The sequence below is a fragment of the Streptomyces triticisoli genome, from assembly GCF_003270085.1.
Taxonomy (GTDB): Bacteria; Actinomycetota; Actinomycetes; order Streptomycetales; family Streptomycetaceae; genus Streptomyces; species Streptomyces triticisoli.
The window spans coordinates 1-26,502 of record NZ_QFDQ01000144.1 but is presented as its reverse complement, the minus strand read 5'-3'; the positions used below and the strand labels follow the sequence as shown (position 1 = coordinate 26,502).

Here is a 26,502-nt window from a genome sequence, read left to right as displayed (position 1 = left end):
CGCCGGACGCGACCAGCCGGACGCCCGCCCCGCCGGCCGGCCCCACGCCGGGCGCCGACGCCGGCCACGGCTCCGCGGAGCCCCCTACGTCCCCGTCCCGGCTCCCCGGGGACACGGCCTCCGCCACCGCACGGCCGCCCGCCGGCGCCGGCGTCCCCGAGCAGGACGGTCCGCTGTGGTCGGACGGCTCGGTGGACCCGCACAGCAACGACTTCTGGGCGCAGAGCAACATCACCCTGAAGACCTCCGCGCACCTCACCGCGCTCACGGTCCGGCTGAAGGTCGCCCAGACCGGCGGGGTGTCCTCCACCGGCGCCTGGCGGTCGCTGCCCGAGGACGACTTCACCCTCACCGTCGCGGAGAAGGACGGCTTCCTCGTCTACACCTGGACGCTCAAGCCGGGCCGCACCGTCCCCGCGGGCCAGTGGGTGTTCGCCGGCCAGTACGACCACGCCCGCGGCGGCCGGGACGCGCGGCACGACAGCTACTCGGCGACGGCCACCGCGCAGGGCCGACCGCGCTCCGTCGGCGGTGACTTCGCGGTGCACGGCGGCAACGGCTCGACAGCGGACGGGAATTCGTAAAAAAGTTCGGCGGACCCGGCAACCCTTTCCGCACCGGCGGCGACCAGGAGACGCACGTACCCGCTCGCACGCAAGGAATCAGCATGACTGCACGAGCCGAACAGCGCGTCCGCCACCGCCGCCGGGTCACCCGGCGCCGCACGGTGATCGGTGGGGCCGCCGCGCTCGGGATCACCGGCGCGACGATCGTCACCACGACGATGCTGTCCTCCGCCGGCGCCGCCACGTCCTGGCCGGCGGCCACGGGCAGCACGGCGGTCCCGTCGACGATCGAGGTGTCGGACACCTACGACGGCGGGCTGAGGAAGTTCTACGGCAAGGGCGCCCTCGGCACCGACGGCCAGTCCGAGAACCAGAGCCCGATCTTCAAGCTGAAGGACGGCGCCACGCTGAAGAACGTCATCATCGGCACCCCGGCCGCGGACGGCGTCCACTGCACGGGCAGTTGCACGCTGCAGAACGTGTGGTGGCTGGACGTCGGCGAGGACGCGGCCACCTTCAAGGGCACCTCGTCGTCGGCGCAGTACAAGGTGGTCGGCGGCGGCGCGAAGAAGGCCGACGACAAGGTGCTGCAGTTCAACGGCGCGGGCACGCTGACCGTGAGCGGCTTCCAGGTCGAGGACTTCGGCAAGCTGGTGCGCTCCTGCGGCAACTGCAGGACGCAGTACAAGCGGACGATCGTCCTCGAGGACATCGACGTGACCGCGCCCGGCAAGATGATCGCCGGCCTCAACTCCAACTACGGCGACACCGCCACGCTGTCGAAGATCCGCATCCACGGCGACAGCAAGAAGAAGATCAAGGTCTGCAGCCGCTTCGAGGGCAACAACACGGGCAAGGAGCCGAAGGAGCTCGGTACCGGCGCCGACGGGAAGTCCTGCAAGTTCTCGGACCCGGACGTCACCTACGAGTGACCTCTCCGAGTCCGTGACCCGACTCCGGGCCGCCGGTTCGACGCCCGGCGGCCCGGTCCCGGTGACGCCCGAACCCCCTCGGGCGACCGGGCCCCGGCTCTCCGGACCCCCATCCGGACGGCCGTCAGTACGCCCTCGCCGGGCACGCGCCCGGCGAGGGCGTGCCCACGTCCGGGGGCACGGTCGCCCCGGTCACCGGGTCAGCCGCGCAGGACGGAGTCGAGCCAGGCGTGGACCTCGTCCTGCATCACGGTGTCGAAGACGTGACCGGTCCCCGGCCACGTCTTCAGCCGCAGCCGCTCCTCCGCCCGGCACGAGCGCCAGACGGCGCGCAGCTTGTCGTACGCGACCCGCACCCCGTCGGCGGGGAACAGGGCGTCGAGCTCACCGTGGAAGAACAGCATCGGGCGGGGTGCGGCGATGCTCGCCACGTCGGGGATGTCGAGGTGCCGGGAGAGCCCGGGGTGGAGCATGTGGAACGCCGACTGCCCGCGCAGTGTGTTGTTGCCGGGCACCATCATCTCCTTCAGGCCCGTCATCCAGCACACGCTCGCCGCGGCCGCGATGTCGTCGCTGAGGGCGGCGACCTGCCAGGCGCGGTAACCGCCCATGGAGAACCCGACGGCGGCGATCCGGCGCGAGTCCACCCGGTCCAGTCCCGCCAGGAAGGCCGCAGCCCGCTGGTCCTCGCGGGCCAGGAGCCCGGCGAGCGAGGAGCCGAGGTTGTAGAGGTTGCTCGCCAGCGCCTGCTGCTGCTCGTAGACGAGGGGCCCGCGGTCGCCCCAGCCGAGGGCGTCCAGGCACAGCACCACATGGCCGCGCCGGGCGAGTTCGTCCCCGACGAAGCGTCCGTCGAAGTACCGGTCGGCCCATTCCAGGGCGGAGGCGAGCCGGGTGTCGTCGTACCAGGGACGGACGGCCTTCTCCTTCCCGATGTCGAACCGGGAGCCGTGGTCGTGCAGCAGCAGCACGGCCGGGAAGGGCCCGGTGCCCCGCGGGGTGAGCAGGGCACCGCGGACCCGTGCGTAGCGGGTGAGGGAGACGGTCACGAGCTCGCGCGTGAAGCCGTCGGCCTCGGACCGGTCCGTGAATTCCGGCGCGTACGGTGTGCCGTCCTGGCGGGGGACGACGAGCAGCTCCTCGACCTTGGCCCGGGCCGCCCGCCGCCACGCGGGGAAGTCGCGCACGGGCGAGGTGCCCCAGGCGAGCGGGAACCGCAGGTCGTCCTTGAGCGCCGGGTGGAGGCCGGGCAGGCCGGGGACGAGGGTCATCGCGGGGCCCGCGTCCGGGTCCAGGGCCGCCAGTCGCCGAGGAAGGTCTCCGGGGTGTGGGACGCGGCCTCGGTCCGGGTGAGCCGGGACCGGTTCGCGGGGACGGTGATCCGCGCGCCGGGGCCGGTGTTGCGGTACTCGGCGAAGCGCTGCTCCTGCCACGGGTGGGCGTCCGACATGTTGGTGTAGGGCGCGACCGCGTCGATGCCGGGGCCGAGCCAGGTGTCCCGGACGGTCAGCATCGGGCGGGCGGTCGTGTCCGAGCTGGGCACCCAGGGGCGGGCGAGCTTGTAGTGGCCGTCAGGGACCTCGCCGGTGACCCGGCCGCGGACGACCAGGAAGCCGCGCGGGTTGGCCAGGGCCGTGGAGGGCGCGAAGACGAAGCCGTACGGTGCCGACGCCAGGTCGGTGCGGTTCAGGGTGCGGAAGCGGCAGTCCTCGAACACCGCCGTCGCCCGGCCGAAGACGAAGTCGACGTCGCCCTCGACGTGGCAGTGGGCGTAGTACTGGCGGGCGAAGGAGGTCAGGGCCCTGGAGTCGGCGTACAGGGTGTCCTGGTGGCCGAGGAAGCGGCAGTGCCGGAACACCGAGCGGTCGCCCTGCACCTTGACGGCGACGGCCTGGGTGCCGGTGACGCCGGGGTGGTCGGCGCGCAGCCAGTCGTTGGCGAAGGTGATCCGGTGGGCGGTGAAGCCGTCCGCCTGGAGGGTGGCCGTGGCCGATCCGCTGGTGCCGAGAGTGCCGCCGTCGGGCTTGGGGGTGCCGGCCGCGTTGTCGTACACGATCACCACGTCACGGGCGTCACCGCCGGCGCCGATCCAGGTCATGTCGGTCCGGCTCGCGTCCACGGCGACCGTCTCCCGGTAGGTGCCGGGCGCGAGGACCAGGGTCCAGCCGCCGCCGGTGGTGGCGTTCACCGCTGCCTGTACGCCGGTGAAGTCGCCGCGGCCGTGCGGGTCGACGTACAGGGTCTTCGGGGTGCGGCGGGCGGCCGGTGAGCCGTGGCGGCCGAACGGGTGCGGCCGGGCGGCGGCCCGCGCGGGCGTGGCCGTGAGGCCGAGCGCTGCTCCGGCCAGCAGAACTCCCCTTCTGGACAGGGGCATGCGGGTGCTCCTTCACGGTGCGGCAGGGTCGGCGGGTGGTCGCGGGCCGGGGCTGAGGGTGCGCCCCGGCCCGCTCGGAAGGGACGTCAGCGCAGGCGGCCGGCGCCCGCCTGGTGGTCGACGATCCCGGGGACGGCCTTGGGGTTGTCGACCCGGGTGCGCAGGGTCGGGGTCCAGCCCGCGCCCGACTGGAGGATCTCCTCGGGGAACTGGGCGTTGTGGACGGCGATCAGGTCGGTGCGCTTGCCGTTGACGTAGTTGTCGGTGGCGGTGAGCGGCGCCTCCTTCCACTTCTTGAGGATCTTGCCCGCGGCGACTGCGCGCGGCAGCGTGAACGCGTTGTGCTGGGCGACGAGCTGGGACTCCATGCCGATGCCGAGGCTGTAGCCGTAGTCGGCGTTCGCCACGTAGTGGTTGTTGTAGGAGTCGACCTGTCCGAAGCGGACGCGCGGGGCGCGCTCGATCACGTTCTTGAACAGGTTGTGGTGCAGGGTGACCTTCAGGTGGCCGCGGTCGATCGCGGCGGTGGCGGCGCTGTCGCTGTTGCCGATGAGGATGGTCTTGTCGTGCTCTTCGAAGACGTTCCAGGAGACCGTCACGTGGTCGGCGCCCTTGACGATGTCCAGCTGGCCGTCGTGCTGCTCGTAGATCCGGCCGTAGTAGTGCGGCAGGGTGCTGTTGGGGTGGTCGCCGTCGGTGAAGGTGTTGTGGTCGATCCACACGTGGGTGGAGCCGGTGATGACCGCGCTGTCGTACTCGGAGTTCCAGTTGCCGTCGGCGCTGTCGGTGGGGTCCCACTGCGGGAAGCAGTCCAGCGGGCTCTCCAGGGTGAGGTTGCGGACGATGACGTTGTCCACGTTCTTGATCTGGAGGCTGGCGCCCTTGAAGCCGGCGTTCTTGCCGATGCCGACGATGGTGGTGTTGGCGGGGACGTTCGCCTTGATGTACTTGTCCTGCTGGGCGGCGGAGGCGCGGCGCAGGCCCTCGGGGCTGTCGTCGGGCTCGGCGTCCAGGTCGCGGTCGCGGCCCCAGGTCTCGGGGGCGTAGGTCTTCAGGTAGGTGTCGAAGTCGTAGCCGGGCGCCTCGAAGGCGGAGCAGCCCGGGCCGTCGGCGTCGATCGTGCCCTTGACCTTGATGATCTTGGGTGCGCTGCCGCCCGCGGCGAGGGCGGCCTTGAAGCCCTCCCAGGTGGTGACGGTGTGGACGTGCTCGGCGTCGGCCTTCGCGCCGCCGGTGGTGCCGGTGCCGTACGAACCCCAGCCGTCCTTGGCGCCGAGCACCTGGCGGGCGGTGTCGGGGGTGTGGGGCCCGGGGGCCGCGGCGGCGGTGCCGGTGACCGCGAGCACGAGGGCGGTGCAGCCCACGGCCGCCGTCATGACACGCCCATGACATCTCTGTGTACGCACTGTGCGGATCCTCTTTCAACAGGGGGGAGCGAGAAGGGGCGCGGGGAACCGCGCGCCCAGCCACGGACGGCCCGCGGCCCGGAAGCGACCTCGAGACCCCGGGCCGTCCGTTTTCAGACCGGCGTCAGCCCTGGTTCTGCTTCCACTCGGCCTGCGCCTTGTTCAGCTGGTCGGCGAGGGTGTCCAGGAACTGCTTGGCGGTCATCTTGCCGAGCAGCACCTTCTGGTAGTTGGGCTCGTTGTCGGCCTTGGAGATGGTGTTCCAGTCGGGCAGGTAGTACGGCAGCTGCACGATCTTCGTGTTCTCGCCGTTCAGCGCCTGCGCGGCCAGCCTGGTCGGCTCGGCCTGCTGGATCCAGTCGTCCTTGGCCGCGTCGATGTTGACGGGCACCTGCCCGGCGGACTCGTTGAACTTGGAGTTCTCCGCGGCCGAGGCGGCGAACTCGATGAACTTCCAGGCGGCCGCCTTGTTCTTGCTCGCCTTGAACAGGCCGAGACCGTCGACCGGGTTGGACACCTGCACCCGGGTGCCGTCGTCCAGCGTGGGGTTCGGCAGGCCCCGGAAATTGTCCTTGCCCAGCGCCTTCAGGTGGTCCTGGTAGGAGCCGAGGTTGTGGCTCAGCATGCCGATGGTGCCGCTGTCCCACTGGGCGACCATCTTGGTGAAGTCGTTGTTGACGTCGGCGGACGGGGTGTTCTTCTTGTAGAGCGCGACGTACTTCTCCAGCGCCGCCACGTTCTTGGGGTCGTTGACGGTGGTCTTGTCACCGTCCCAGAACGAGGTGATGCCGGTCTGCCCGTACATCGCGTCCAGGGCCGGCGCGATGGAGCCCTCGCCGCCGCGGATGGTGAAGCCGAACTCGTTCTTGCCCGCGTTGGTGAGCTTGTCGGCGGCCTTGTAGAACGCGGTCCAGGTGGCCGGCTCGTCCAGGCCGGCCTTCTTGAACAGGTCGGTGCGGTACCACAGCGTGCCGTTGTTCACGGAGGTCGGCACGTGGTACAGGGTGTCGCCGCCGCCCGCCGCCTTGCTGGTGCCGAGCACGTTCTCGCTCAGCTTGCCGTTCAGCGAGCTCTTCTCCAGCCGGCCGTCCAGCGGCTCCAGCGCGCCCTGGGCCGCGATCTCGGCGAGGAACGCGGTGCCCACGCCGCCCACGTCGGGCAGGCCGCCGCCCTGGATGGCGGTGTCGTACTTGGACTGGGCGTTGGCGGCCGGGATGCCGACGTAGTTGACCTTGATGTCCGGGTGCTGCTTCTCGAAGTCGGCGATGATCTGCTTCCAGATGTCGGTGCGCACACCGCCGTTGTTGTCCCAGAAGGTGATCTCGCCCTTGCCCGAACCCTCGGCGCCCTTGCTCTTCCCCGAGCCGCTGCCGTCGTCACCGCACGCGGTGGCGGTCAGCGCGAGCACGGAACCCAGGGCGACGGCCAGGGCGGCGCGCCTGCTTCTGCGGATGTTGATCTTCATTGATCGGCTCTCTTCTTCTGGATCCAACTCTGAAGGTGACGCTGTGGGGGGCGAGGACGAGGCTGCCGCCGTGGGCGCACATCCGGGGTAAGCGCTTGCTATGAGGATGTGCCACAGTGACTCCCCATGGGCCTTGAGACGGAACGGGTTACAGAACTGTGATGCGGAACCGGGTGAAGTCGGCGGCGCCGGCGTCTCCCCGACCGGCCGGGGCGGCGGCGAACAGGCCGAGCAGGGCACCGACCCAGCGCCACGGGGTGGCGGCGAAGACCTGACCGGAGGGCCGGAAGCCGTCGCCGGTGTCGGAGAGGAACCGGCAGCGGGCCCCGGCGCCGGCCTCGACACGCAGCCGGGCCCGCCCGTCGGGCGCGAGCCGGGGGTGGCCGGCGTCCCGCTCGGAGGCGGCGGCGGCCTCCGCGAACCGGTGCACGAGGTGGACCTGCCCGTCCGTGCCCCGCTGCAGCCCGATCCAGCCGTAGGCGTCCCCGAGGACGGCGAGCCCGGCCCGCGCCCCCGGGGCCCCGGCGTGCAGGACGAGGTCGACCTCGACGGCCACCGGCCTGCCGGGCAGCCGCTGGGTGAGCACGTTCGGCAGCTTCCGCAGGTCGTGCGCGCCGGCCGAGCGGACGCAGACCGGCCGCAGCCCGTCCCCGGAGTGCCGGGTGACCCACCCTTCCTGGGGATTGGCCGTCCACTGCCACTGCCGGCCGAAGCGCCCGCCGGGGAAGTCGTCGTCGGTGGCGGGAGCGGCGGGCGGCTGCGGCGGCAGGGCGGGTCTGCGGTGCACGGCGACGGGGGCGCCCTCCTCGCCCAGCACCGGCCAGCCGTCCGCGGACCAGCGCATCGGCTGCAGGTGCACCACCCGGCCGTACGCCCCGCGCTGCTGGAAGTGCAGGAACCAGTCCTCGCCGGACGGGGTGCGCACCCAGCCGCCCTGGTGGGGGCCGTTGACGTCGGTGTCCTTCTGCTCCAGGACGACCCGCCCCTCGTAGGGGCCGAAGAAGTCCCGCGCGCGGAAGGCGCCCTGCCAGCCCGTCTCCACTCCCCCGGCGGGCGCCAGGATCCAGAACCAGCCGTCGTGCCGGTACAGCTTGGGCCCCTCCAGGGTGAACCAGCCCGGGATGCGGTCGCCGTCGACGATCACCCTGCCCTCGTCCAGCAGCCCGGTCCCGTCGGGACGCATCCGGTGGCCGGTCAGCCGGTTGTTGACGCCGGCGCGGGACCTGGCCCAGGCGTGCACCAGGTAGGCCTCGCCGGTCTCCTCGTCCCACAGCGGGCACGGGTCGATCAGGCCCTTGCCCTCCTTGACCAGGTGCGGGCGGGTCCACGGGCCGCGGATCCCGGGGGCGTTGACCTGGAAGACACCCTGGTCGGGGTCGCCCCAGAAGATCCAGAACCGGTCGTCGTGATACCTCAGCGACGGCGCCCAGACACCGCGGTCGTGCCGCGGCGCGGCGAACTCCTCGGCCGGTTCGAGGCGTTCGAGGGCGTGTCCGGCCAGGGTCCAGTTGACCAGGTCCCGCGAGTGCAGCAGCGGCAGGCCGGGGACCCGGCCGAAGCTGGAGGCGGTCAGGTAGAAGTCGTCGCCGACACGGACGACGTCGGGGTCGGACCAGTCGGCGTCGAGGACGGGGTTGCGGTAGGTGCCGTCGTCGGGGCCGGCGCCCCACGGGCTCATGGGACCACCGCCTTGCGGGCCAGCGCCCCCGCCTCGTCCCGGCCCAGCCGGCCGTCGGCGACGACGGTGACGACCCGGCGTACGACGCTCCCGCCCGGCGCGACCGCGAGCCGGTCCTCGGCCGCCAACGACGAGCCCACCCCGGGGTACTCCTCGGCGCGCACGAACCAGGCGTCGCGGCGGGTGGCGTCGGTGGCCCCGGCGAACACCAGCGTCCAGGTGCTGCCGGCCAGCGCCAGCCAGTCGGCGCGGGTGCCGTGGACCTCCGCCTCGCCGTCCCGGTCGGCGGTGAACACCAGCGGGGGCTCCTGCTCCTTGCGGGCCCGCCAGAAGAAGCCGCCGTAGGCCGCGCCGGGGCGCCCGTTGGTGGCGGGGCTGCCGATCGACAGCGGCTCCCGGGTGACGTTGGTCAGGGCGAAGGTGAAGTCCAGCGCCCAGGCGGCGCCGGTGAGCCCGGTGGCGGCCACCGTACGGCGCTCGCGCAGCAGTTCGCGGCCCGCGGCCACCCAGCGCAGTTCCTCCACGAACCCGTCGGGGTCGCGCAGCTGGAAGCCGGCGTGCCGCTGGGCGCCATGGTTGTCCAGTTCGGTCGGGCCCCGGTCGCGGACGAAGGTGCGCCCGCCCCAGAAGTTGTGCCCCTCGACGTCGGGAACGGCGACACCGGCGCCGAGGTGGTGCGGGTGGTCGGCGGGGCCCAGCTCGGTGACCGCCGTGCCGGCCAGGGTGGTGACGGGGTGCAGGTAGGGGCGAGGGGAGAGCCGGCCGGGCAGTTCGGGCCGGGTGACGTACCGGGCGACCGGGCGGCCGGCGACGCGCAGCACCGGGGAGTCGTTCGAGGTCATCCGAGGGTCGCCTCCTTCGGCGGGGCCCAGGCGGCGCCCAGCTCGGAGTAGAGGGAAAGGGTGTCGGCGGCGGCCGCGACGAGCCCGTCGACGCCGGGCACGATCCGGCGCCGCTCGCCGTCGTCCCGCCGCCAGGCCGTCTCCGGCAGCGGGCTCGGGTCGGGGGCGGTGCGGATCGCCTCGACGACCCGCATGAAGGCGCCCGTGGCCTCGGGCGGCACCAGCAGTCCGGCGCCGGTGGTGAGGTGGTCGACCAGGTTCTCCAGCAGGTCGGTGCGGCCGTACTGGAACTCCTCGGGGCCGTGGCCGGCGCGCTGCAGCAGCATGCGGTCCTGCTTGTACCAGAGGGTGATCCGGCCGCTGCTGCCCTGCACCAGGACGTACGGCTCGTCGGGCCGCTCCGCGCACAGGGTCGCGGCGACGACGGCCGGGCCGCGGGGGGTGGTGACGCGGACGCAGGAGGTGTCGTCGGCCTCGATGTCGTTGGCCCGCCACAGCTCGGTCTCGACACCGGTGACGTCCTCGGCCCCGGTGGTGCCGAGCAGGGCCAGCGCGGTGGCGACGGCGTGCGCGAGCGGGTTGGTGAGCACCCCGTCGACCACGTCGACGCCGTTCAGGCGGCGCCGGCCCGCCCAGGGGGCCCGCGTGTAGTACGCCTCGTCGCGCGCCCAGGGACCGGCCCCGCCGGCCCCGGTGACCGTGCCGATGACGCCCTCCGCGATCAGCTTGCCGATCGCGGGCATCGCGTGCGAGCCCAGCGACTGGAAGCCGATCTGGCAGGCGACGCCGGCCTGCGCGACCCCGTCGGCCATGCGGCGGAACTCGGCGTAGGAGGGGGCGGGCGGCTTCTCCAGCAGCAGGTGCACGCCCCGCTCGGCGGCGGTGAGCGCCAGGTCGGTGTGGGTGGGGATGGGGGTGCAGATCACGGCGATCCGCGCGCCGGTGGCGTCCAGGAGGGCGCCGAGGTCGGCGGACTGCTTCGGGGTGCCCAGCCCGTCGGGGATCTCGTCCTCGGTGAGCGGGGTCAGCTCGCAGATCCCGGCCAGCCGTACCAGGCCCAGGTCCTGCAGGCGGCGGATGTTCTCCAGGTGCCAGCGGCCGTGGCCGCGGGCGCCGGCCAGCACGACCGGGAACGGTGTCGTCGTCATCCCTTCACCGCCCCCGCGCTGAAACCGGTGATCAGCCACTTCTGGATGAAGGCGAACACGATCACCACGGGTACGGCGGCGACGATGCCGCCCGCGGCCAGGGCGCCCAGGTCGACGCTGTCCGCGTTCATCAGGGTGTTGAGGCCGACGGGGATGGTCTGCTTGCTCTGGTCGGAGAGGAACATCAGGGCGAACAGGAAGTGGTTCCAGGCGTGCACGAAGGCGAAGGAACCGACGGCGATCAGCCCGGGTCGCAGCAGCGGCAGGACGACGATCCGGAAGGCGGCGAACCGGCTGCAGCCGTCCACCCAGGCGGCCTCCTCCAGGGAGGGCGGCACGTTCCTGATGAAGCCGCTGATCAGGATCATCGACAGCGGCAGCTGGAAGACGGTCTCGGCGAGGATGACACTGCCGAGCGAGTTGATCATCGACAGCTCGGCGAAGATCTGGAAGAGCGGCACCAGCAGCAGCGCGCCGGGCACGAACTGCGAGCACAGCAGGGCCAGCATGAAGCCGCGCTTGAGCCGGAAGTCGAACCGGGCGAGCGCGTAGCCGCCGGCCAGGGCGACGACCGTGGTGAGGACCAGGGTCGCGAGACCGACCAGCACGCTGTTCTGGAAGTAGAGGCCGAAGCTCCGCTCGGTCCACACCTTCTCGAAGTGGTCGAGCGTCATCGGCCAGGGCACGAGCGAGGTGGAGCCGGCCGGGCGCAGGGCGAACAGCAGGATCCAGTAGAAGGGGATCAGGGTAAACAACAGGTAGACGGACAGCGGCAGGTAGATCTGCCAGCGCGGGACCTCGTCCCAGGCGCGGCGTCCGCCGCGCGGCCGGGCCGGCTCGGACACCACGCGCTGGGGCGCGGGCGCGATCTCGGTGATCACTTCTCACCTCCGAACTTGCTCAGCCGCAGATAGACGATCGAGAAGAAGAGCAGGATGACGAACGCCACCGTGGTCAGGGCGGACGCATAGCCGAAGTTGTGGCCGTTGACGCTGGTCTTGGCGACGTAGAGCGGCAGTGTGGTGGTCACGCCGGCCGGTCCGCCGTTGGTCAGGGTGTAGAGCAGGTCGACGTTGTTGAACTCCCATACCGCGCGCAGCAGCGTGGACAGGACGATGGCGTCCTTCAGGTGCGGCAGGGTGATGTGCCAGAACTGCTTGAGGCGGCTCGCCCCGTCGACCTCCGCGGCCTCGTACAGGTCCTTCGAGACGGACTGCAGGTCGGCGAGGATGAGGATGGCGAAGAAGGGCACCCCGCGCCACAGGTCGGCGACCACGGCCGCCGGGAAGACCGTGGAGGTGTCCGACAGCCAGCTGGTGCCGTAGGAGCCGATGCCCAGGTCGGCGAGGTAACGGGTGATGCCCGTCTGGGAGTTGTAGAGCAGCACCCAGATCGCGGAGGTCAGCACGCCGGAGACCGCCCAGGGGGAGAACACCAGCGCCCGGCCGAGTCCGCGGCCCACGAAGGTCTGGTTGACGATCAGGGCGAGGGCCAGTCCGAAGAGCAGTTGCAGCCCGACCTCGACGACGACCCACTTCGCGCTGAAGAGCAGCGTGTCCCAGAACTGGGGGTCCTGGGTGAAGGCGTGGACGAAGTTGTCGAAGCCCGCGTAGCCGTTCCGCCACGGCTTGGTGGGGTTGTAGTGCTGCAGGCTGTAGTAGAAGACGCTGAGCACCGGGTAGGCGATGAAGCCCAGCATGAGCAGGGCGGCCGGGGCGATCAGCAGATACGGGAGCCTGCGCGGCGTGGCGGAGGCACGGCGCCGCCGGGGTGGCGCGGGCGGTTTCGCCACGGCTGCGGCTTGGGCCATCGGGGTCCCTTTCGAGGAGACCACCGGCTTCAACCGGTGGGTGGATCGAATCGGCTGCTGCGCCATGAAGTGACGCAGATATGCACGTGACGCTCTGTGGTAGCGTGCGTACGCCTCGCTAGCAGGAGTCGGTTCGGGCTGGACCGCAGCCCTCGGGCTGGAAGCCCGCCGCTTAGGCGATGGGTGGAGTCACGACTCTTTCTCCGTTCGCAGTGGGCGGACGCAAGAAGTGCAGTAAGCGCTTGCCACGTACACGTGGCGAAGGGCTTCCCAGGTGGTCCGGCGGGGATGTCGGTGCACAGGGCTTGCGGGAATCAGCCCGCGTACGGGTCCGGCACCTTCCCCGGCCGGGCCAGGAACTCGAAGTCGCAGCCGGTGTCGGCCTGGGTGATCTGGTCGGAGTACAGGGCGCCGTAGCCGCGCTCGTACCGCTCGGGCGGCGGCGACCACCGGGCCCTGCGGCGCTCCAGCTCCTCGTCGTCCACGTGGAGCTTCAGGGTGCGGGCCTCGACGTCGAGGGTGATCGAGTCGCCGGTGCGCACCAGCGCGAGCGGTCCGCCGACGTACGACTCGGGAGCGACGTGCAGCACACAGGCGCCGTAACTCGTGCCGCTCATCCGGGCGTCGGAGATCCGCACCATGTCCCGCACGCCCTGCCTGAGCAGGTGGTCGGGGAGCGGCAGCATGCCGTACTCGGGCATTCCGGGGCCGCCCTTGGGACCGGCGCCCCGCAGCACCAGCACGCTGTCGGCGGTGATGTTCAGCGACGGGTCGTTGATGGTGCGCTGCATGGTCCGGTAGTCGTCGAAGACGACCGCGGGCCCGGTGTGCTCGAGCAGGTGCGGCTCGGCGGCGATGTGCTTGATGACGGCGCCGTCCGGGCAGAGGTTGCCGCGCAGGACCGCCACGCCGCCCTCGGACGCGACCGGGTTGTCGCGGGGCCGGATCACGTCGTCGTCGTGCACCTGCGCGCCGGCGAGCTGCTCGCGCAGGGTGTCGTACGACACCGTGGGCCGGTCCAGGTGGAGCAGGTCCGGGATGCGGGAGAGGAAGCCGGGCAGGCCGCCGGCGAAGTGGAAGTCCTCCATGAGGTACTTCTCGCCGCCGGGGCGGACGTTGGCGAGGACGGGCACCGTGCGGGCGATGCGGTCGAAGTCGTCGAGGGTGAGCTTCACGCCCGCGCGGCCGGCCATGGCGATCAGGTGGATCACCGCGTTGGTGGAGCCGCCGAGGCCGAGGACCGTGGTGACGGCGTCCTCGAAGGCCTCGCGGGTGAGGATGTCGCTCAGCTTGCGGTCCTTGTGGACCAGTTCGACGATCGTCAGGCCCGCCCTGGCCGCCATCCGGTCGTGTCCGGAGTCCACGGCGGGGATGCTGGAGGCGCCGGGGACGGTCACGCCGAGGGCTTCGGCGGCGGCGGTCAGCGTGGAGGCCGTGCCCATGGTCATGCAGGTGCCGGGCGAGCGGGCCAGGCCGCTTTCCAGCTCGGTCATCTCGCAGTCGCCGATGAGGCCGGCCCGCTTGTCGTCCCAGTACTTCCACATGTCGGTGCCGGAGCCGAGGACCTCGCCCCGCCAGTGGCCGGGCAGCATGGGCCCGGCGGGTACGAAGACGGTGGGCAGGTCGGCGCTGGCGGCGCCCATGAGGAGGGCGGGGGTGGACTTGTCGCAGCCGCCCAGCAGCACGGCGCCGTCGACCGGGTAGGAGCGCAGCAGCTCCTCGGTCTCCATGGCGAGCATGTTGCGGTACAGCATCGGGGTCGGCTTCTGGAAGGTCTCGCTGAGGGTGGAGACCGGGAACTCCAGCGGGAAGCCGCCCGCCTGCCACACCCCGCGCTTGACCGCCTGGGCGCGGTCGCGCAGGTGGACGTGGCAGGGGTTGATGTCGGACCAGGTGTTGAGGACCGCGACGACCGGCTTGCCCAGGTGCTCCTCGGGCAGGTAGCCGAGCTGGCGGGTGCGGGCGCGGTGGCTGAAGGAGCGCAGGCCGTCGGTGCCGTACCACTGGTGGCTGCGCAGCTCCTCGGGGCGTTTGCGTCCGGTCATGCGGACCACCCGGCGACGATGGCGGCGACCTCGGCGCGCTCGCTCTCGGGCAGCGGCTTGCTCGGCGGGCGTACGTCGCGGCGGCACAGGCCGAGCGCGGCCAGGCCCTCCTTGACGACGGTGACGTTGTTCGCCGAGCCGTTGGCGCCGCGCAGCTCCTCGAAGCGGCGGATCTGCTCCCAGACCTTCATCGCGGCCGGGTAGTCGCCGGATCTGAGCGACTCGAGCATGTTCCGGGAGACCGCCGGGGCGACGTTGACCAGGCCGGAGGTGAAGCCGGTGGCGCCGGCGGAGAAGTAGGAGGGTGCGTAGGGCTCGGCGAGGCCGGCCACCCACACGAACCTCTCCAGGCCCGCGTCCCGGGCGTAGGCGGCGAAGTGGGCGGCGTCCGGGACGGAGTACTTGACGCCGATGACGTTGGGGCAGGCGTCGGCGAGTTCGGCCAGGCGGGCGCCGGACAGCCGGTCGTTGCGGATGTAGGGGACGACGCCCAGCTCGGGCACGGCCTCGGCGATCTCGCGGTGGTAGTCGACCCAGCCGCCCTGGGAGACGTAGGGGTGGACGGGCTGGTGGACCATGACCATCCGCACGCCCAGCTCGCGGGCGTGCCGGGCGGAGGCGACGGCGGTGGGCACGTCGTGGCCGATGCCGACCAGGATGTTCGCCCGGTCCCCGACCTCCTCCACGGTCGCCTCGGTGACCAGTTGCCGCTCCTCGGGGGCGAGGGCGTAGAACTCGCCGGTGTTGCCGTTCGGTGTGAGGGTGGTGACGCCGCCGTCGAGCAGACGACGCAGCAGGGCCCGGTAGGTGGCGATGTCGACGGTGCCGTCCTCGGTGAACGGGGTCACCGGGATCGCCACCACGTCGGCCAGGGCCGCCCGCTGGGTCTCGAACGTCGTTGTCATGCCTGACCGTCCTCTCCCTGGGCCGTCGACTCCACGTGCGGATAGGCCCGTTGCACGAACGACGCGATATGCGAGTGGAGGGCGGCCGCCGCGCCGTCGGCGTCGCCCTCCAGGGCGAGCCGCAGGATCTCCCGGTGCTCGGAGGCCTCCCGCTCCCAGGAGGGGTCGGCGGACCAGGCGACGGCGGAGACGAGGGCCGCCTGGTCGCGGACCTCGTCCAGCATCCGGCCCAGCAGCGGGTTGCCGCAGGGCAGGTAGAGGGCGCGGTGGAACTCTCGGTTGGCGAGGGAGCGTTCGGCGGTGTCCGCGGCCTCGTCGGCCCGCTTCAGCGCGTCGCGCGCGGCGTCCAGGGAGGCGCCGCGGCGCACCGAGCGCCTCAACGCCTCCGGCTCCAGCAGCAGCCGCACGTCGTAGACCTCACGCGCCATGTCCGCGTCCACCTCGCGCACCGTGACGCCCTTGTACTGGTTCATCACGACCAGTCCGGTCCCGGCCAGGGTCTTCAGCGCCTCGCGCACCGGGGTCTTGGACACCCCGAACAGCGCGGCGAGCTCGGTCTCGACCAGGGCCTGACCGGGCGTCAACCGCCCGGTGAGGATGCGGTGCTTGATCCCTTCCAGCACGACCTGCGTGCGCGAGGGGATCGGCGTGGGCACAGAGGTCATGCGCGCCTCTCGGATCTCACATATCGCGTCTCATATATGACGTACGAAGTACGACGCGATGAAGGTAAGAGGGGCCTGAGGTTTCGTCAATGCTTCTGACAGAAGAAAGTTGGGATGCCGGACGACTTCCGGCGGATTCCGGCCCGGGCGGTCCGGTGTGTACGGAATCCGCCTCATCCGCGAGGCGGGGCCTTAGGGCGACGATCGACAGGCATGACGACGATTGAGTGGACCCTGGTACGGGTGCTGCGCGACCGCCGGGCGGGGCTGTGTCTGGCCGCGGTGGTGGTGTCCGGCTTCGGCACCTCGGCGCTGTGGCTGGCCTCGGGCGTGTGGGTCAAGGACCTCACCGGCTCGGACGGGTTGGCCGCGCTGTGCCTGCTGGCGATGTGGGCACCGGCCCTGGCCGGCCCGCCCCTCGGCAGCCTTGCCGACCGCACCCGCCGCGGCCCTCTGCTGATCGGCGCGAACCTGCTGCTGGCGGCGCTTGTGCTCACCCTCCTCACCCTCGACTCCCCCGGCCGCCTCTGGCTGCTGTACGCGGTGCTGTTCCTCTACGGCGCGACCGGCGTCGTGCACGACGCGGCGCAGTCGGCGCTCGTCGCCACCGCCGTCGGCCCGAAGCTGCTGGGCGACTTCAACGGGCTGCGCATGACCGCGACGGAGGGCATGAAACTGCTGGCCCCGCTGGCGGGCGCCGGCCTGTACGCGGCGTACGGCGGCCCGTGCGTGGCCCTGCTCGACGCGGTCACGTTCCTGCTCGCCGCCGTCCTGTACGCGCTGCTGCGCGTCCGCGAGGACAAGCCCCGCCGGACCGAGGGCTCCTGGCGCGAGCACACCGCCGAGGGTGCCCGCCACCTGTGGTCCCACCCGCGGCTGCGGCCGCTGGTGCTGGCCGGCGGCGCCACGATGCTGTGCGCCGGCCTGAACGGCGCGCTGGTCCACGCCGTCGTCGACGCCCTCGGCCAGGCGCCCGCGTACACCGGGGTGCTGTACGCCGCCCAGGGCGCCGGGTCGGTCGTGACCGGCCTCGCCTCGGGCACCGCCCTGCGCCGCCTGGGCGGCCGCCGCTTCGCGGCCTGCGGCATCGCCCTCACGGCGGCCGGGGTCGCCCTGCGCGCGATCCCCTCCGACCTGGTGGCCCTGATGTGCAGCGCGGCGATCGGCGCGGGCCTGCCCTGCGTACTGATCGCCGCGCTCACCGCCGTACAGCGCGAGACAGCGGCGCGGCTGCTCGGCCGCACGACCGCCACCGCCAACACCCTGGTCTTCGTCCCCAACGTCGTCGGCCTGGGCGTGGGAGCCGCCCTGGTCGGCGCGGTCACCCTCCCCCTGCTCCTGAGCCTCCTGGGCCTGGGACTGCTGGCGACGTCACTGATCCTGCTTCAGAGCACCGCCAGCGCCGAGCGTGCCGCCGTCAGGTCGCCGTCCGATGCCAACCCGGCGTGATAGAGCCGCAGTTCCGTCGCGCCGAGGTCACGCGCGCGAGTGGCGTCCTCGGCAAGGGTGCCGGGGCTGCCGCCCATGCCGGAGACGATCGTGAAGTTGGCGGCCAGGACGGTGTCCGGGCGGGTGTGGGCGGCGAACGGGGCCAGCAGGTCGGGGCCGCCCGCGCAGGGGACCACCACGCCGTCCGCCACGGACAGGATGTGGGCGGGGTCGACGCCGGCGTTGGCGCCGCAGTGGTAGGAGGCCGGGTCGGCGTGCAGGAGGACCTGGAAGCCGGGCGGGGCCGCCGCGCGGACCGCCGCCACCGCCGCCTCCTGCAGGGTGCGGGCCGTGGTGTCGCGCCACGCGCGCGTGGCCGTCGCCTTCGTCTCGCCGAGGAGTTTCGCGACGCCGGACCAACCGCCGTTCGAGGGCGCCCCCTGCCAGACCGGCTCCAGGGCGGTGCGTACGGCGTCCGCCAGTTCGTCGGGGTCGAGGCCCGCTTCGGCGTAGCCGGCGCGGCAGACGGGGCAGAAGCACAGGGACATCAGGTACTGGCCGGCCTCCCCCAGGCCGACCCCGCCGGTCTTGTCGTGGGCGTGCAGGTGGGCGAGCCCGTACCAGCCGAGGGACTCCAGTTCGGTGCCGCGCGCCCCGGGGCGTACCGCTGCCTCGGCGGCCAGGTCGGTCAGGTACGCGCGCGTGGCGGGCTGGGCGATGCACGGTGCCCACGGGTAGCGGTCGCCGTAGGCGTTGACGACGGAGGTGTCCGGATGCTCGGCGCCCAGGCGGGAGTTGTGCGCGAGGACGACCCAGGTGTGCACCTCCAGTCCGGCCTCCGCCAGGGCCGCCGCCGCCTCGCCGTACGCGTCCCCGGGCGCCCAGTCGCCGGACGGGTACGGGCGCAGCGCCCGGCCCGCCCAGCGGTCGTCCGCCGGGTACAGGACCGCCGCGTGCTCGGCGGTGACCACGCGGTGGCGCGGGTGACGGGGGGTCAGCGCGCGCGTGGAGTGGTAGGCGGAGGCGAGCGTCGCCTGCCGTACGCCGAGCGCGGCCAGGCGGCCCGGCGCCTCGGGGTCGCCGTTGACGTCCCAGGGGTAGACGAAGGCCGAGGTCCTCACGCGTCCTCCTTGAGCAGCGCGTAGCCGCGTTCGATCAGCTGGGCGAGCTGTTCGACGTGGGGCTCGGCCGGTTCGTGCAGCGGTGGCCGTACCTCTCCCACGTCAAGACCGCGCAACCGTACCCCGGCCTTGACCAGGGAGACGGCGTACCCCCGCCCCTGGGCGCGCAGTTCGACGAACGGGCGGTAGAAGCCGTCCAGGAGCCGCCGTGTGGTGGTCTCGTCGCCCTCGCGGAGCGCCCTGTGGAAGGCGAGGGCGATCTCGGGGGCGAAGCAGAAGACGGCGGAGGAGTACAGGGTGATGCCGATGCCGCGGTAGGCGAGCTGGGTGAGTTCGGCGGTCGGCAGGCCGTTGAAGTACAGGAAGCCGCCGGGGACTTCACCGCGTACGGCGCTGACGGTGCGCTGCATGAGGTCGAGGTCGCCGTGGCCGTCCTTGAGGCCGACGATCCCGTCGGTGCGGGCGAGTTCGACGACCGTGGACGGGGTGAACACCGCGTTGTCGCGCTGGTAGACGACGACCGGCAGGGCGGTCGCGGCGGCCACCTCGCGGTAGTGGCGCAGCAGCCCCTCCTGGCCGGCGACCACGAGGTAGGGCGGCATGGCGAGCAGCCCGTCCGCCCCGGCCTCCTGCGCGAGCCTCGCGTAGCGCACGGCGAGCGCGGTGCCGTATCCCACCCCCGCGACGACCGGGACTCGCCCCTGGGTCACCTCGACGGCCGCGCGGACGCAGCGCTCGTACTCCTCGGGGGTGAGCGCGTGGAACTCCCCGGTGCCGCAGCAGGCGAACACGGCGGCGGCCCCGGCCTCGACCCCGCGGCGCACGTGGGTGCGGTGGATGTCGAGGTCGACGGAGCCGTCGGGCGCGCAGGCGGTGACGGGGAAGAACAGCGGCCCGCTGGGGAGGCCGAGGCGTTCGGCGAGAGGGGCTGACGTCACGGGCTCTCCCTGGGGCAGGCGCGCACACGGGAACAGACATGCACGGCAGTGCACGCTTCTGATCAATGTCCACATGTCTGAACGCGACCACGCTAAGGTCCCCCGTCCGGGCCGGTCAAGCGCGCAAACCGCCAACGCGGCAGCGGATTTCACCACTTCACGGCACACTTGACGAGGCATGACCGCTGTTCATAGCGTGTCCACGCATGTGAATAGCGTCCATGCACGCGGTCCCGGCCCGGCCGAAGGCCGGAGAACGCCCCGGCGAAAGCCAGAGAACAAGGAGACCGAGGATGCCCGCTCCCCGCACCGTTCTGCTCACCGGCGCCGCCGGCGGGCTCGGCACCCTGATGCGGGGCCTGCTGCCCGACTACGGCTACGAGCTGCGCCTCCTCGACATGCGGCCGGTCGAGGGCGAGCCGGACGCGATCGTCGCCGACCTCGCCGACCGGGACGCGCTGCGCGAGGCCGTACGGGGCGTCGACGCGATCATCCACCTCGCGGGCATCTCCCTGGAAGCCCCCTTCGAGAAAATCCTCAAGGCGAACATCGAGGGCACGTACCACCTGTACGAGGCCGCCCGCGAGGAGGGCGTCCGCCGGATCGTCTTCGCCTCCTCCAACCACGCCGTCGGCCACACCCCGCGCCCCGCCCCCGGCGAGCCGCCCGTCCCGGTCGAGACCCCGCGCCGCCCGGACACCTTCTACGGCCTGTCCAAGTCCTTCGGTGAGGACCTCGCCCAGCTCTACTGGGACAGGCACGGCCTGGAGACCGTCTCGGTGCGCATCGGCTCCTGCTTCCCGGAGCCGACCAGTGTGCGGATGCTCTCGCTGTGGATGAGCCCCGCCGACGGCGCGCGCCTGTTCCACGCGGCCCTGACCGCCGGGAACGTCGGCCACACCGTCGTCCACGGCGTCTCCGCCAACACCCGGCTGTGGCTGGATCTGACCAGTGCGCGGGCGCTCGGCTACGAGCCGCAGGACGACTCCGAGAGTTACGCCGGGAAGCTGATCGCCGAGCAGGGCGAGCTCGACCCGGAGAACAGGGCCCAGGCCTACATCGGCGGCGCCTTCGTGACGGACCCGCCCCTCTGGCCGTACTGACGCGGCGCCGCACGGAGGACAGGCCGCGGGGCCGCGCTCCCCGCACTCCCCGCGCTCCCCGCACTCCCCGCACTCCCCGCGCGCCTCGCGGCGGGAAATCGACGCTCGTACCGGCGGGCGGGCACCGAACGGGCCCGCCCGCCGCCGCATTCGAGCATCCGCGCCGCCCGCTCCCACGCCCCGGGTCGCTCCCGTGCAGGTCCGAGGCGGGCACCGCCCAAACCGAACGGGCGCAAACGGGCAGGAACGAACATATAACAAGCCTGGTCAGAACCATGCACCCGCTGTAGAACATCCTGCAAGGGCCGCACCGGGCCCGAACGGGCAGCGAGATCAGGAAGCAGGTGGTCGACCCATGAGCCACGGGACGGCCGAGAAGCGCCAGCGCGAGATCGTGCGGTTGGCGCGTGCCACCGGCTCGGTCGACGTCACCGCGCTCGCCACCGACCTGGGCGTGGCCAAGGAGACCGTACGACGGGATCTGCGCGCCCTGGAGGACCACGGTCTGGTGCGCCGCACCCACGGCGGTGCCTACCCCGTGGAGAGCGCCGGCTTCGAGACGACCCTCGCCTTCCGCGCCACCAGCCACGTACCCGAGAAGCGCCGGGTGTCGGCCGCCGCCGCCGGACTGCTCGGGGACGCCGAGACGGTCTTCGTCGACGAGGGCTTCACCCCGCAGCTCATCGCCGAGGCCCTGCCCCGGGACCGGCCGCTGACCGTGGTCACCGCCTCCCTGCCGGTCGCGGGCGCGCTCGCCGGGACCGGCACCGTCTCCGTGCTGCTGCTCGGTGGCCGGGTCCGCTCCGGCACCCTCGCCACCGTGGACCACTGGACGACGAGGATGCTCTCCGGTTTCGTCATCGACCTGGCGTTCATCGGCGCCAACGGCATCTCCCGCGAACACGGTCTGACCACGCCCGACCCGGCGGTCGGCGAGGTCAAGGCGCAGGCGGTCCGGTCCGCGCGGCGCGTGGTGTTCGCCGGCGTCCACACCAAGTTCGGGGCGGTCAGCTTCTGCCGGTTCGCCGAGGTCGGCTCGCTGGAGGCGATCGTCACGAGCACGCTGCTCCCGGCCGCCGAGGCCCACCGCTATTCCCTGCTCGGACCACAGGTCGTCCGGGTCTGACGGCCGCGCCGCCCGGTTCCCCGAAGAACCTCACCTTCCACCGCCCCACCCCGCCCCGTAGGGCGCCCTCCTTCCTCACAAGTGCCCATAAGTACTGACAACTTCTGGAGTACCCCATGCGAACCCAGAGCCGACGCTCGCCACGGACCCTCTTCGCCGTGGCAGCGATAGGGACGCTGATCACTCCGCTCGCCGCCTGCTCGGGCGCCGGCGGGGCCGGAGGATCCTCCGGCGGCAGCTCCATCAACGTCCTGATGGTGAACAACCCGCAGATGGTGGAGTTGCAGAAGCTGACCGCCGCCCACTTCACCAAGGACACCGGCATCAAGGTGAACTTCACCGTCCTGCCGGAGAACGACGTCCGCGACAAGATCAGCCAGGACTTCGCCAACCAGGCCGGGCAGTACGACGTCGCCACCCTGAGCAACTACGAGATCCCGATCTACGCCAAGAACGGGTGGCTGCACTCCCTGGACTCCTACGTCGAGAAGGACACCGCCTTCGACCAGGACGACATCCTCCCCCCGATGACCCGGGCGCTCACCGCGGCGGACGGCAAGCTGTACGGCGAGCCGTTCTACGGCGAGTCCTCCTTCCTGATGTACCGCAAGGACGTCCTGGAGAAGGAGGGCCTGACCATGCCGGACAAGCCCACCTGGAAGCAGGTCGCCGACCTGGCCGCCGAGGTCGACGGCGCCGAGCCCGGCATGAAGGGCATCTGCCTGCGCGGACTGCCCGGCTGGGGCGAGGTCATGGCGCCGCTGACCACGGTGGTCAACACCTACGGCGGCACCTGGTTCGACAAGGACTGGACGGCACGGCTGGACTCCAAGGAGTTCAAGGAGGCCACGCGGTTCTACGTCGACCTGGTCCGCGAGCACGGCCAGGCCGGCGCCGCCCAGTCCGGCTACGCGGAGTGCCTGAACAACATGACCCAGGGCAAGACGGCCATGTGGTACGACGCCACCGCCGGAGCCGGCTCCCTGGAGGCCGACGGCTCCCCGGTCAAGGGCAGGATCGGATATGTCCCGGCGCCGGTCGAGAAGACCGACAGCTCGGGCTGGCTCTACACCTGGGCGTGGGGCATCCAGAAGGCGTCCAAGAACACCGAGAGCGCCTGGAAGTTCATCTCCTGGGCCTCCGGCAAGGACTACGAGAAGCTCGTCGGCGAGAAGGTCGGCTGGTCCAACGTGCCGGCCGGCAAGCGCGCCTCGACCTATGACATCCCGCAGTACCGCGAGGAGGCCGCCGCGTTCGCGGACGTCACCCGGGACGCCATCGCGAACGCCAAGCCCGAGGACCCGGGCGTGCAGCCCCGGCCCGCGCCCGGCATCCAGTTCGTCGGCATCCCCGAGTTCACCGACCTGGGCACCAAGGTCTCCCAGGAGATCAGCTCCGCCATCGCCGGACGCCAGTCGGTGGACAGCGCGCTGAAGAAGGCCCAGAAGCTCGCCGAGGCCGTCGCCGCGAAGTACGAGGAATCATGACCTTGACGACCCCGGCCCGGGCCGCCGCCGTCTCCGGACGGCCGGCGGCCCGGCGTCCGAACCGCATGCGCGCCTGGGCCACCCGGGCGCCCCTGCTGCCGGCGCTGGTCTTCATGATCGTCGTCACCCAGCTGCCCTTCGTGGCCACCCTGGTGCTCTCGTTCCTCGACTGGAACGCGCTCTACCCCGACGACCGCCGCTTCGCCGGATTCGCCAACTACGGCGAGGTGCTGAGCAGCCCCGACCTGCGCGGGTCGGTGTGGACGACCATCCTGCTGACCGTCACCGTGGTGCTGGTCAGCCTGCTGCTCGGCCTGCTGCTGGCGCTGCTGCTGGACCGCCGCTTCCGCGGCCGGGCCGCCGTGCGCACCCTGCTCATCGCCCCGTTCCTGCTGGTGCCGATCGCCGCCGCGCTGATGTGGAAGCACTTGCTGTTCAACCCGGAGTACGGGCTGTTCAACGGCATCCTGCACGCCATCGGCGGGGACGGGGCGGTCCAGCCGGACTGGATCTCCGAGATGCCGCTGCTGGCGGTGGAGGCCGCGCTGATCTGGCAGTGGACCCCGTTCATGATGCTGATCCTGCTGGCCGGACTGCAGAGCCGCGACCCACAACTGGTCGAGGCGGCCAGGATGGACGGGGCGAGCGACTGGCAGGTGTTCGCGCACATCACGCTGCCGCATCTGCGCCGCTACCTCGAACTCGGCGTGCTGCTCGGCTCGGTCTACATCGTGCAGAACTTCGACGCGGTGTTCACCCTCACCTCCGGTGGTCTGGGCACCGCGAACCTGCCGTACACGATCTACCAGACCTTCTACCAGGCGCACGAGAACGGCCTCGCCTCCGCGGCCGGCGTCATCGTCGTGATCGGCTCGATCATCCTGGCGACCTTCGCGCTGCGCGTGGTGTCGTCGCTGTTCCGTGAGGAGGTGTCCCGCTGATGGCCACCGTCGCCACCACCGCCCCGCGGCAGAGCCGGCCGCACGGCAGGTTCCGGGGGGCCGCCCTGGGCGTCGTCGCCTGGCTGGCCGGACTCGTGTTCGTGCTGCCCATCCTCTGGATGGTGCTGACGTCCTTCCACTCCGAGGCGGACGCGGCGACCAACCCGCCGTCCGTGGCCGCCGCGCTGACGCTGGACGGCTACCGCGAGTTCTTCGGGCTGACCGGCGGTGCCAGCCCCTGGCCCTCGCTGATCAACTCCATGACCGCCTCGCTGGTCTCCACCCTGCTGACCCTCCTCCTCGCGCTGCCCGCCGCGTACGCGCTGTCCATCCGGCCGGTGAAGAAGTGGACCGACGTCCTGTTCTTCTTCCTGTCCACCAAGATGCTTCCCCTGGTGGCCGCTCTGCTGCCGATCTACCTGTTCGCGAAGAACACCGGCCTGCTCGACAACATCTGGGCGCTGGTCATCCTCTACACGGCCATGAACCTGCCGATCGCGGTCTGGATGATGCAGTCGTTCCTGTCCGAGGTCCCGGTCGCGATCATCGAGGCCGCCCGGATCGACGGCGCCCGGCTGCCGACCGTGCTGGGCCGCGTGGTCGCCCCGATCGCCCTGCCCGGCATCGCGGCGACCGCCCTGATCTGCTTCATCTTCAGCTGGAACGAGCTGATGTTCGCACGGGTCCTCACGGGCGTGGTCGCCGAGACCGCCCCCGTCTTCCTCACCACCTTCATCACCAGCCAGGGCCTGTTCCTGGCCAAGGTGTGCGCCGCGTCGCTCGTCATCTCCCTGCCGGTGCTCGCCGCGGGGTTCGCCGCCCAGGACAAACTCGTCCAGGGCCTGTCGTTGGGAGCCGTCAAATGAAGGCCGCCGTCATCGAGTCCGTGGGCCGCGCCGTCGTCGCCGAGGTCCCGGACCCGACGCCAGGGCCGCGCGAGGTCGTCGTCGAGGTCGCGGCCTGCGGGCTGTGCGGCACCGATCTGCACATCCTGCAGGGCGAGTTCGCTCCCGAGCTGCCCATCGTGCCGGGCCACGAGTTCGCGGGCGAGGTGGTCGGCGTCGGCACCCGGGTCACGGAGGTGTCGGTCGGCGACCGGGTCGCGGTGGACCCCTCCCTGTACTGCTACGAGTGCCGCTACTGCCGTACCGGCCACAACAACATGTGCGAACGCTGGGGGGCGATCGGCGTCACCGCGGCCGGCGGCGCGGCGCAGTACGCGGTGGCGCCGGTGGCGAACTGCGTCAGGCTCCCCGAGCACGTCCGCACCCAGGACGCGGCCCTGATCGAGCCCCTGTCCTGCGCGGTCCGCGGCTACGACGTGCTGCGGTCGCGCCTCGGCTCCCACGTGCTGATCTACGGGTCGGGGACCATGGGCCTGATGATGCTGGAACTGGCCAAGCGCACGGGTGCGGCGAGCGTGGACATGGTGGACGTGAATCCGGCCCGCCTGGAGACGGCCGTCCGGCTGGGCGTCTCCTCCTCCGCCACGAACGCGGACGAGCTGGACCGCCCGCAGGGCTGGGACCTGGTCGTCGACGCCACGGGCAACGCGGCGGCGATCCAGGACGGCCTGGACCGGGTGGCCAAGGCGGGAACGTTCCTGCAGTTCGGGGTGGCCGACTACGCGACGCGCGTGACGATCGACCCGTACCGCATCTACAACCATGAGATCACCATCACCGGCTCGATGGCGGTGCTGCACAGCTTCGAGCGGGCGGCGGAGCTGTTCGCGAACGGGGTGCTGGACCCGGAGGTGCTCATCAGCGACCGGATTCCGCTGGAGCGCTACCCCCAGGCGCTGGAGCAGTTCGCCTCGGGGGTGGGACGGAAGATCGTCGTGGTCCCCTAGAGGACCGGCCGGGGGGTGTCACCCGTTCGGCAGGTAAGGGAACGGTAAAGCGTTCTCGCTCGTTACCTCCCACATGACAGTTATGACCCCCGGCTCGAACATCCCTCTGGCCGCCGCGCGCGTGACGGTGGACGTCGCCGCTCCGGTGCGGCTCGACGTGTCGGGCCTGCTGCTCACGGGCGCGGGCAAGGTGCGCTCGGACGACGACTTCATCTTCTACAACCAGCCGTCCGGGCCGGGCGTGACGTACCGCTCGGGCGGCGGTACGACGCCCGACGCGATCACCGTGGACACCACCACCGTGCCGGCGGACATCGAGAAGATCGTGGTCACCGCCAGCCCGGACGCCGCCGGGCAGACGTTCCAGGGCATCGAGCCCACGGCCACCCTGCGCAACGCGGACGACGGCTCGGTGCTGGCCACGTTCACCCCGCCGCGGCTCGGCACCGAGACGGCGCTGGTGGTGATGGAGATCTATCTCCGGGGCGGCCAGTGGAAGGCGCGGGCCGTCGGCCAGGGGTACGCCAACGGGCTCGCGGGCATCGCGACCGACTTCGGCGTGACGGTGGAGGAGCCGGCGCCCGCCCCGGCCGCTCCGGCCCAGCCGGTCGCCCCGCCGCACCCGGGCACCCCGCCGCAGCCCATGGCTCCGCCGCCGCCCGCCATGCAG

Annotated in this window: 24 protein-coding genes; 10 read left to right on the top strand and 14 right to left on the bottom strand. The window is 71.8% G+C overall.

The genetic code is table 11. The annotated features are described in order from the left end of the window. Both DEP02_RS20065 and DEP02_RS20060 read left to right on the top strand, forming a co-directional pair. Nucleotides 1–584, top strand: a 584-nt coding sequence (locus DEP02_RS20065; protein WP_232839200.1) for a hypothetical protein, incomplete at its 5' end; no start/stop codon positions are given. Between the two features lie 83 nt (nt 585–667). Beyond that, nucleotides 668–1,498: a pectate lyase gene (locus DEP02_RS20060; protein WP_112469070.1), complete on the top strand. Its 831-nt coding sequence runs from the start codon at nt 668–670 to the stop codon at nt 1,496–1,498. 200 nt (nt 1,499–1,698) lie between these two features. On the opposite strand, the gene DEP02_RS20055 is transcribed toward DEP02_RS20060, so the two are convergent. The 12 genes from DEP02_RS20055 to DEP02_RS20000 form a co-directional block, all read right to left on the bottom strand. Further along, on the bottom strand, nt 1,699–2,769 hold the full coding sequence (locus DEP02_RS20055) for a dienelactone hydrolase family protein (RefSeq protein ID WP_112469069.1): 1,071 nt from the start codon (nt 2,767–2,769) through the stop codon (nt 1,699–1,701). Further along, entirely contained in the window at nt 2,766–3,872 is a 1,107-nt protein-coding gene (locus DEP02_RS20050; protein WP_112469068.1) for a pectinesterase family protein, read from the bottom strand. Before DEP02_RS20050 ends, DEP02_RS20055 begins: the two co-directional genes overlap by 4 nt. Nucleotides 3,873–3,958: 86 nt before the next feature. After that, entirely contained in the window at nt 3,959–5,248 is a 1,290-nt protein-coding gene (locus tag DEP02_RS20045; RefSeq protein ID WP_112469067.1) for a pectate lyase family protein, read from the bottom strand. A 154-nt stretch (nt 5,249–5,402) separates the two neighbouring features. Then, nucleotides 5,403–6,743, bottom strand: coding sequence for an ABC transporter substrate-binding protein (locus DEP02_RS20040; protein ID WP_112469066.1), 1,341 nt, complete (start codon nt 6,741–6,743; stop codon nt 5,403–5,405). Nucleotides 6,744–6,891: 148 nt separating this feature from the next. Then, nucleotides 6,892–8,421 carry a glycoside hydrolase family 43 protein gene (locus DEP02_RS20035; RefSeq protein WP_112469065.1) on the bottom strand — a complete coding sequence of 510 codons (1,530 nt, stop codon included), beginning with the start codon at nt 8,419–8,421 and terminating at the stop codon, nt 6,892–6,894. After that, on the bottom strand, nt 8,418–9,263 hold the full coding sequence (locus tag DEP02_RS20030) for a DUF6807 domain-containing protein (RefSeq protein ID WP_112469064.1): 846 nt from the start codon (nt 9,261–9,263) through the stop codon (nt 8,418–8,420). The genes DEP02_RS20035 and DEP02_RS20030 overlap by 4 nt, the downstream gene beginning before the upstream one ends. After that, complete coding sequence (locus tag DEP02_RS20025) at nt 9,260–10,411, bottom strand: Gfo/Idh/MocA family protein (RefSeq protein ID WP_112469063.1); 1,152 nt, start codon at nt 10,409–10,411, stop codon at nt 9,260–9,262. The genes DEP02_RS20030 and DEP02_RS20025 overlap by 4 nt, the downstream gene beginning before the upstream one ends. After that, the gene (locus tag DEP02_RS20020) at nt 10,408–11,292 is read right to left on the bottom strand and encodes a carbohydrate ABC transporter permease (RefSeq protein WP_112469062.1); all 885 of its coding nucleotides are present in this window, start codon (nt 11,290–11,292) and stop codon (nt 10,408–10,410) included. Before DEP02_RS20020 ends, DEP02_RS20025 begins: the two co-directional genes overlap by 4 nt. Next, on the bottom strand, nt 11,289–12,221 hold the full coding sequence (locus DEP02_RS20015; RefSeq protein WP_112469061.1) for a carbohydrate ABC transporter permease: 933 nt from the start codon (nt 12,219–12,221) through the stop codon (nt 11,289–11,291). The genes DEP02_RS20020 and DEP02_RS20015 overlap by 4 nt, the downstream gene beginning before the upstream one ends. Nucleotides 12,222–12,535: 314 nt before the next feature. Further along, nucleotides 12,536–14,266, bottom strand: coding sequence for an L-arabinonate dehydratase (araD, locus tag DEP02_RS20010; protein WP_112469071.1), 1,731 nt, complete (start codon nt 14,264–14,266; stop codon nt 12,536–12,538). Next, nucleotides 14,263–15,171, bottom strand: a complete 909-nt coding sequence (locus DEP02_RS20005) for a dihydrodipicolinate synthase family protein (protein ID WP_112469060.1) — start codon at nt 15,169–15,171, stop codon at nt 14,263–14,265. Before DEP02_RS20005 ends, araD begins: the two co-directional genes overlap by 4 nt. After that, a complete protein-coding gene (locus tag DEP02_RS20000; protein ID WP_112469059.1) occupies nt 15,168–15,836 on the bottom strand; it encodes a GntR family transcriptional regulator in 669 nt (222 codons plus the stop codon). The genes DEP02_RS20005 and DEP02_RS20000 overlap by 4 nt, the downstream gene beginning before the upstream one ends. Before the next feature lie 213 nt (nt 15,837–16,049). On the opposite strand from DEP02_RS20000, the gene DEP02_RS19995 reads away from it, so the two are divergent. After that, the gene (locus DEP02_RS19995) at nt 16,050–17,285 is read left to right on the top strand and encodes an MFS transporter (RefSeq protein WP_112469058.1); all 1,236 of its coding nucleotides are present in this window, start codon (nt 16,050–16,052) and stop codon (nt 17,283–17,285) included. Here the strand turns inward: DEP02_RS19995 and DEP02_RS19990 are convergent. Then, on the bottom strand, nt 17,222–18,385 hold the full coding sequence (locus DEP02_RS19990; protein WP_112469057.1) for a hypothetical protein: 1,164 nt from the start codon (nt 18,383–18,385) through the stop codon (nt 17,222–17,224). The two genes, DEP02_RS19995 and DEP02_RS19990, sit on opposite strands and share 64 nt — an antisense overlap. Beyond that, on the bottom strand, nt 18,382–19,323 hold the full coding sequence (locus DEP02_RS19985) for a 5-dehydro-4-deoxyglucarate dehydratase (protein WP_112469056.1): 942 nt from the start codon (nt 19,321–19,323) through the stop codon (nt 18,382–18,384). Before DEP02_RS19985 ends, DEP02_RS19990 begins: the two co-directional genes overlap by 4 nt. Nucleotides 19,324–19,616: 293 nt before the next feature. Between DEP02_RS19985 and DEP02_RS19980 the strand changes: the two genes are divergently transcribed. From DEP02_RS19980 to DEP02_RS19950, 7 genes are all read left to right on the top strand, one after another. Then, entirely contained in the window at nt 19,617–20,426 is an 810-nt protein-coding gene (locus DEP02_RS19980) for an NAD-dependent epimerase/dehydratase family protein (RefSeq protein WP_112469055.1), read from the top strand. A gap of 355 nt (nt 20,427–20,781) precedes the next feature. Beyond that, nucleotides 20,782–21,552 carry a DeoR/GlpR family DNA-binding transcription regulator gene (locus DEP02_RS19975; protein WP_112469054.1) on the top strand — a complete coding sequence of 257 codons (771 nt, stop codon included), beginning with the start codon at nt 20,782–20,784 and terminating at the stop codon, nt 21,550–21,552. A 116-nt stretch (nt 21,553–21,668) separates the two neighbouring features. Continuing rightward, nucleotides 21,669–23,039: an ABC transporter substrate-binding protein gene (locus DEP02_RS19970; protein WP_112469053.1), complete on the top strand. Its 1,371-nt coding sequence runs from the start codon at nt 21,669–21,671 to the stop codon at nt 23,037–23,039. Then, a complete protein-coding gene (locus DEP02_RS19965; protein WP_112469052.1) occupies nt 23,036–23,980 on the top strand; it encodes a carbohydrate ABC transporter permease in 945 nt (314 codons plus the stop codon). The genes DEP02_RS19970 and DEP02_RS19965 overlap by 4 nt, the downstream gene beginning before the upstream one ends. After that, the gene (locus tag DEP02_RS19960) at nt 23,980–24,846 is read left to right on the top strand and encodes a carbohydrate ABC transporter permease (protein WP_112469051.1); all 867 of its coding nucleotides are present in this window, start codon (nt 23,980–23,982) and stop codon (nt 24,844–24,846) included. Before DEP02_RS19965 ends, DEP02_RS19960 begins: the two co-directional genes overlap by 1 nt. Then, the gene (locus tag DEP02_RS19955) at nt 24,843–25,832 is read left to right on the top strand and encodes a zinc-dependent alcohol dehydrogenase family protein (protein ID WP_112469050.1); all 990 of its coding nucleotides are present in this window, start codon (nt 24,843–24,845) and stop codon (nt 25,830–25,832) included. Before DEP02_RS19960 ends, DEP02_RS19955 begins: the two co-directional genes overlap by 4 nt. Before the next feature lie 82 nt (nt 25,833–25,914). Then, on the top strand, nt 25,915–26,502 hold a 588-nt coding region (locus DEP02_RS19950; protein ID WP_198668500.1), incomplete at its 3' end, for a TerD family protein.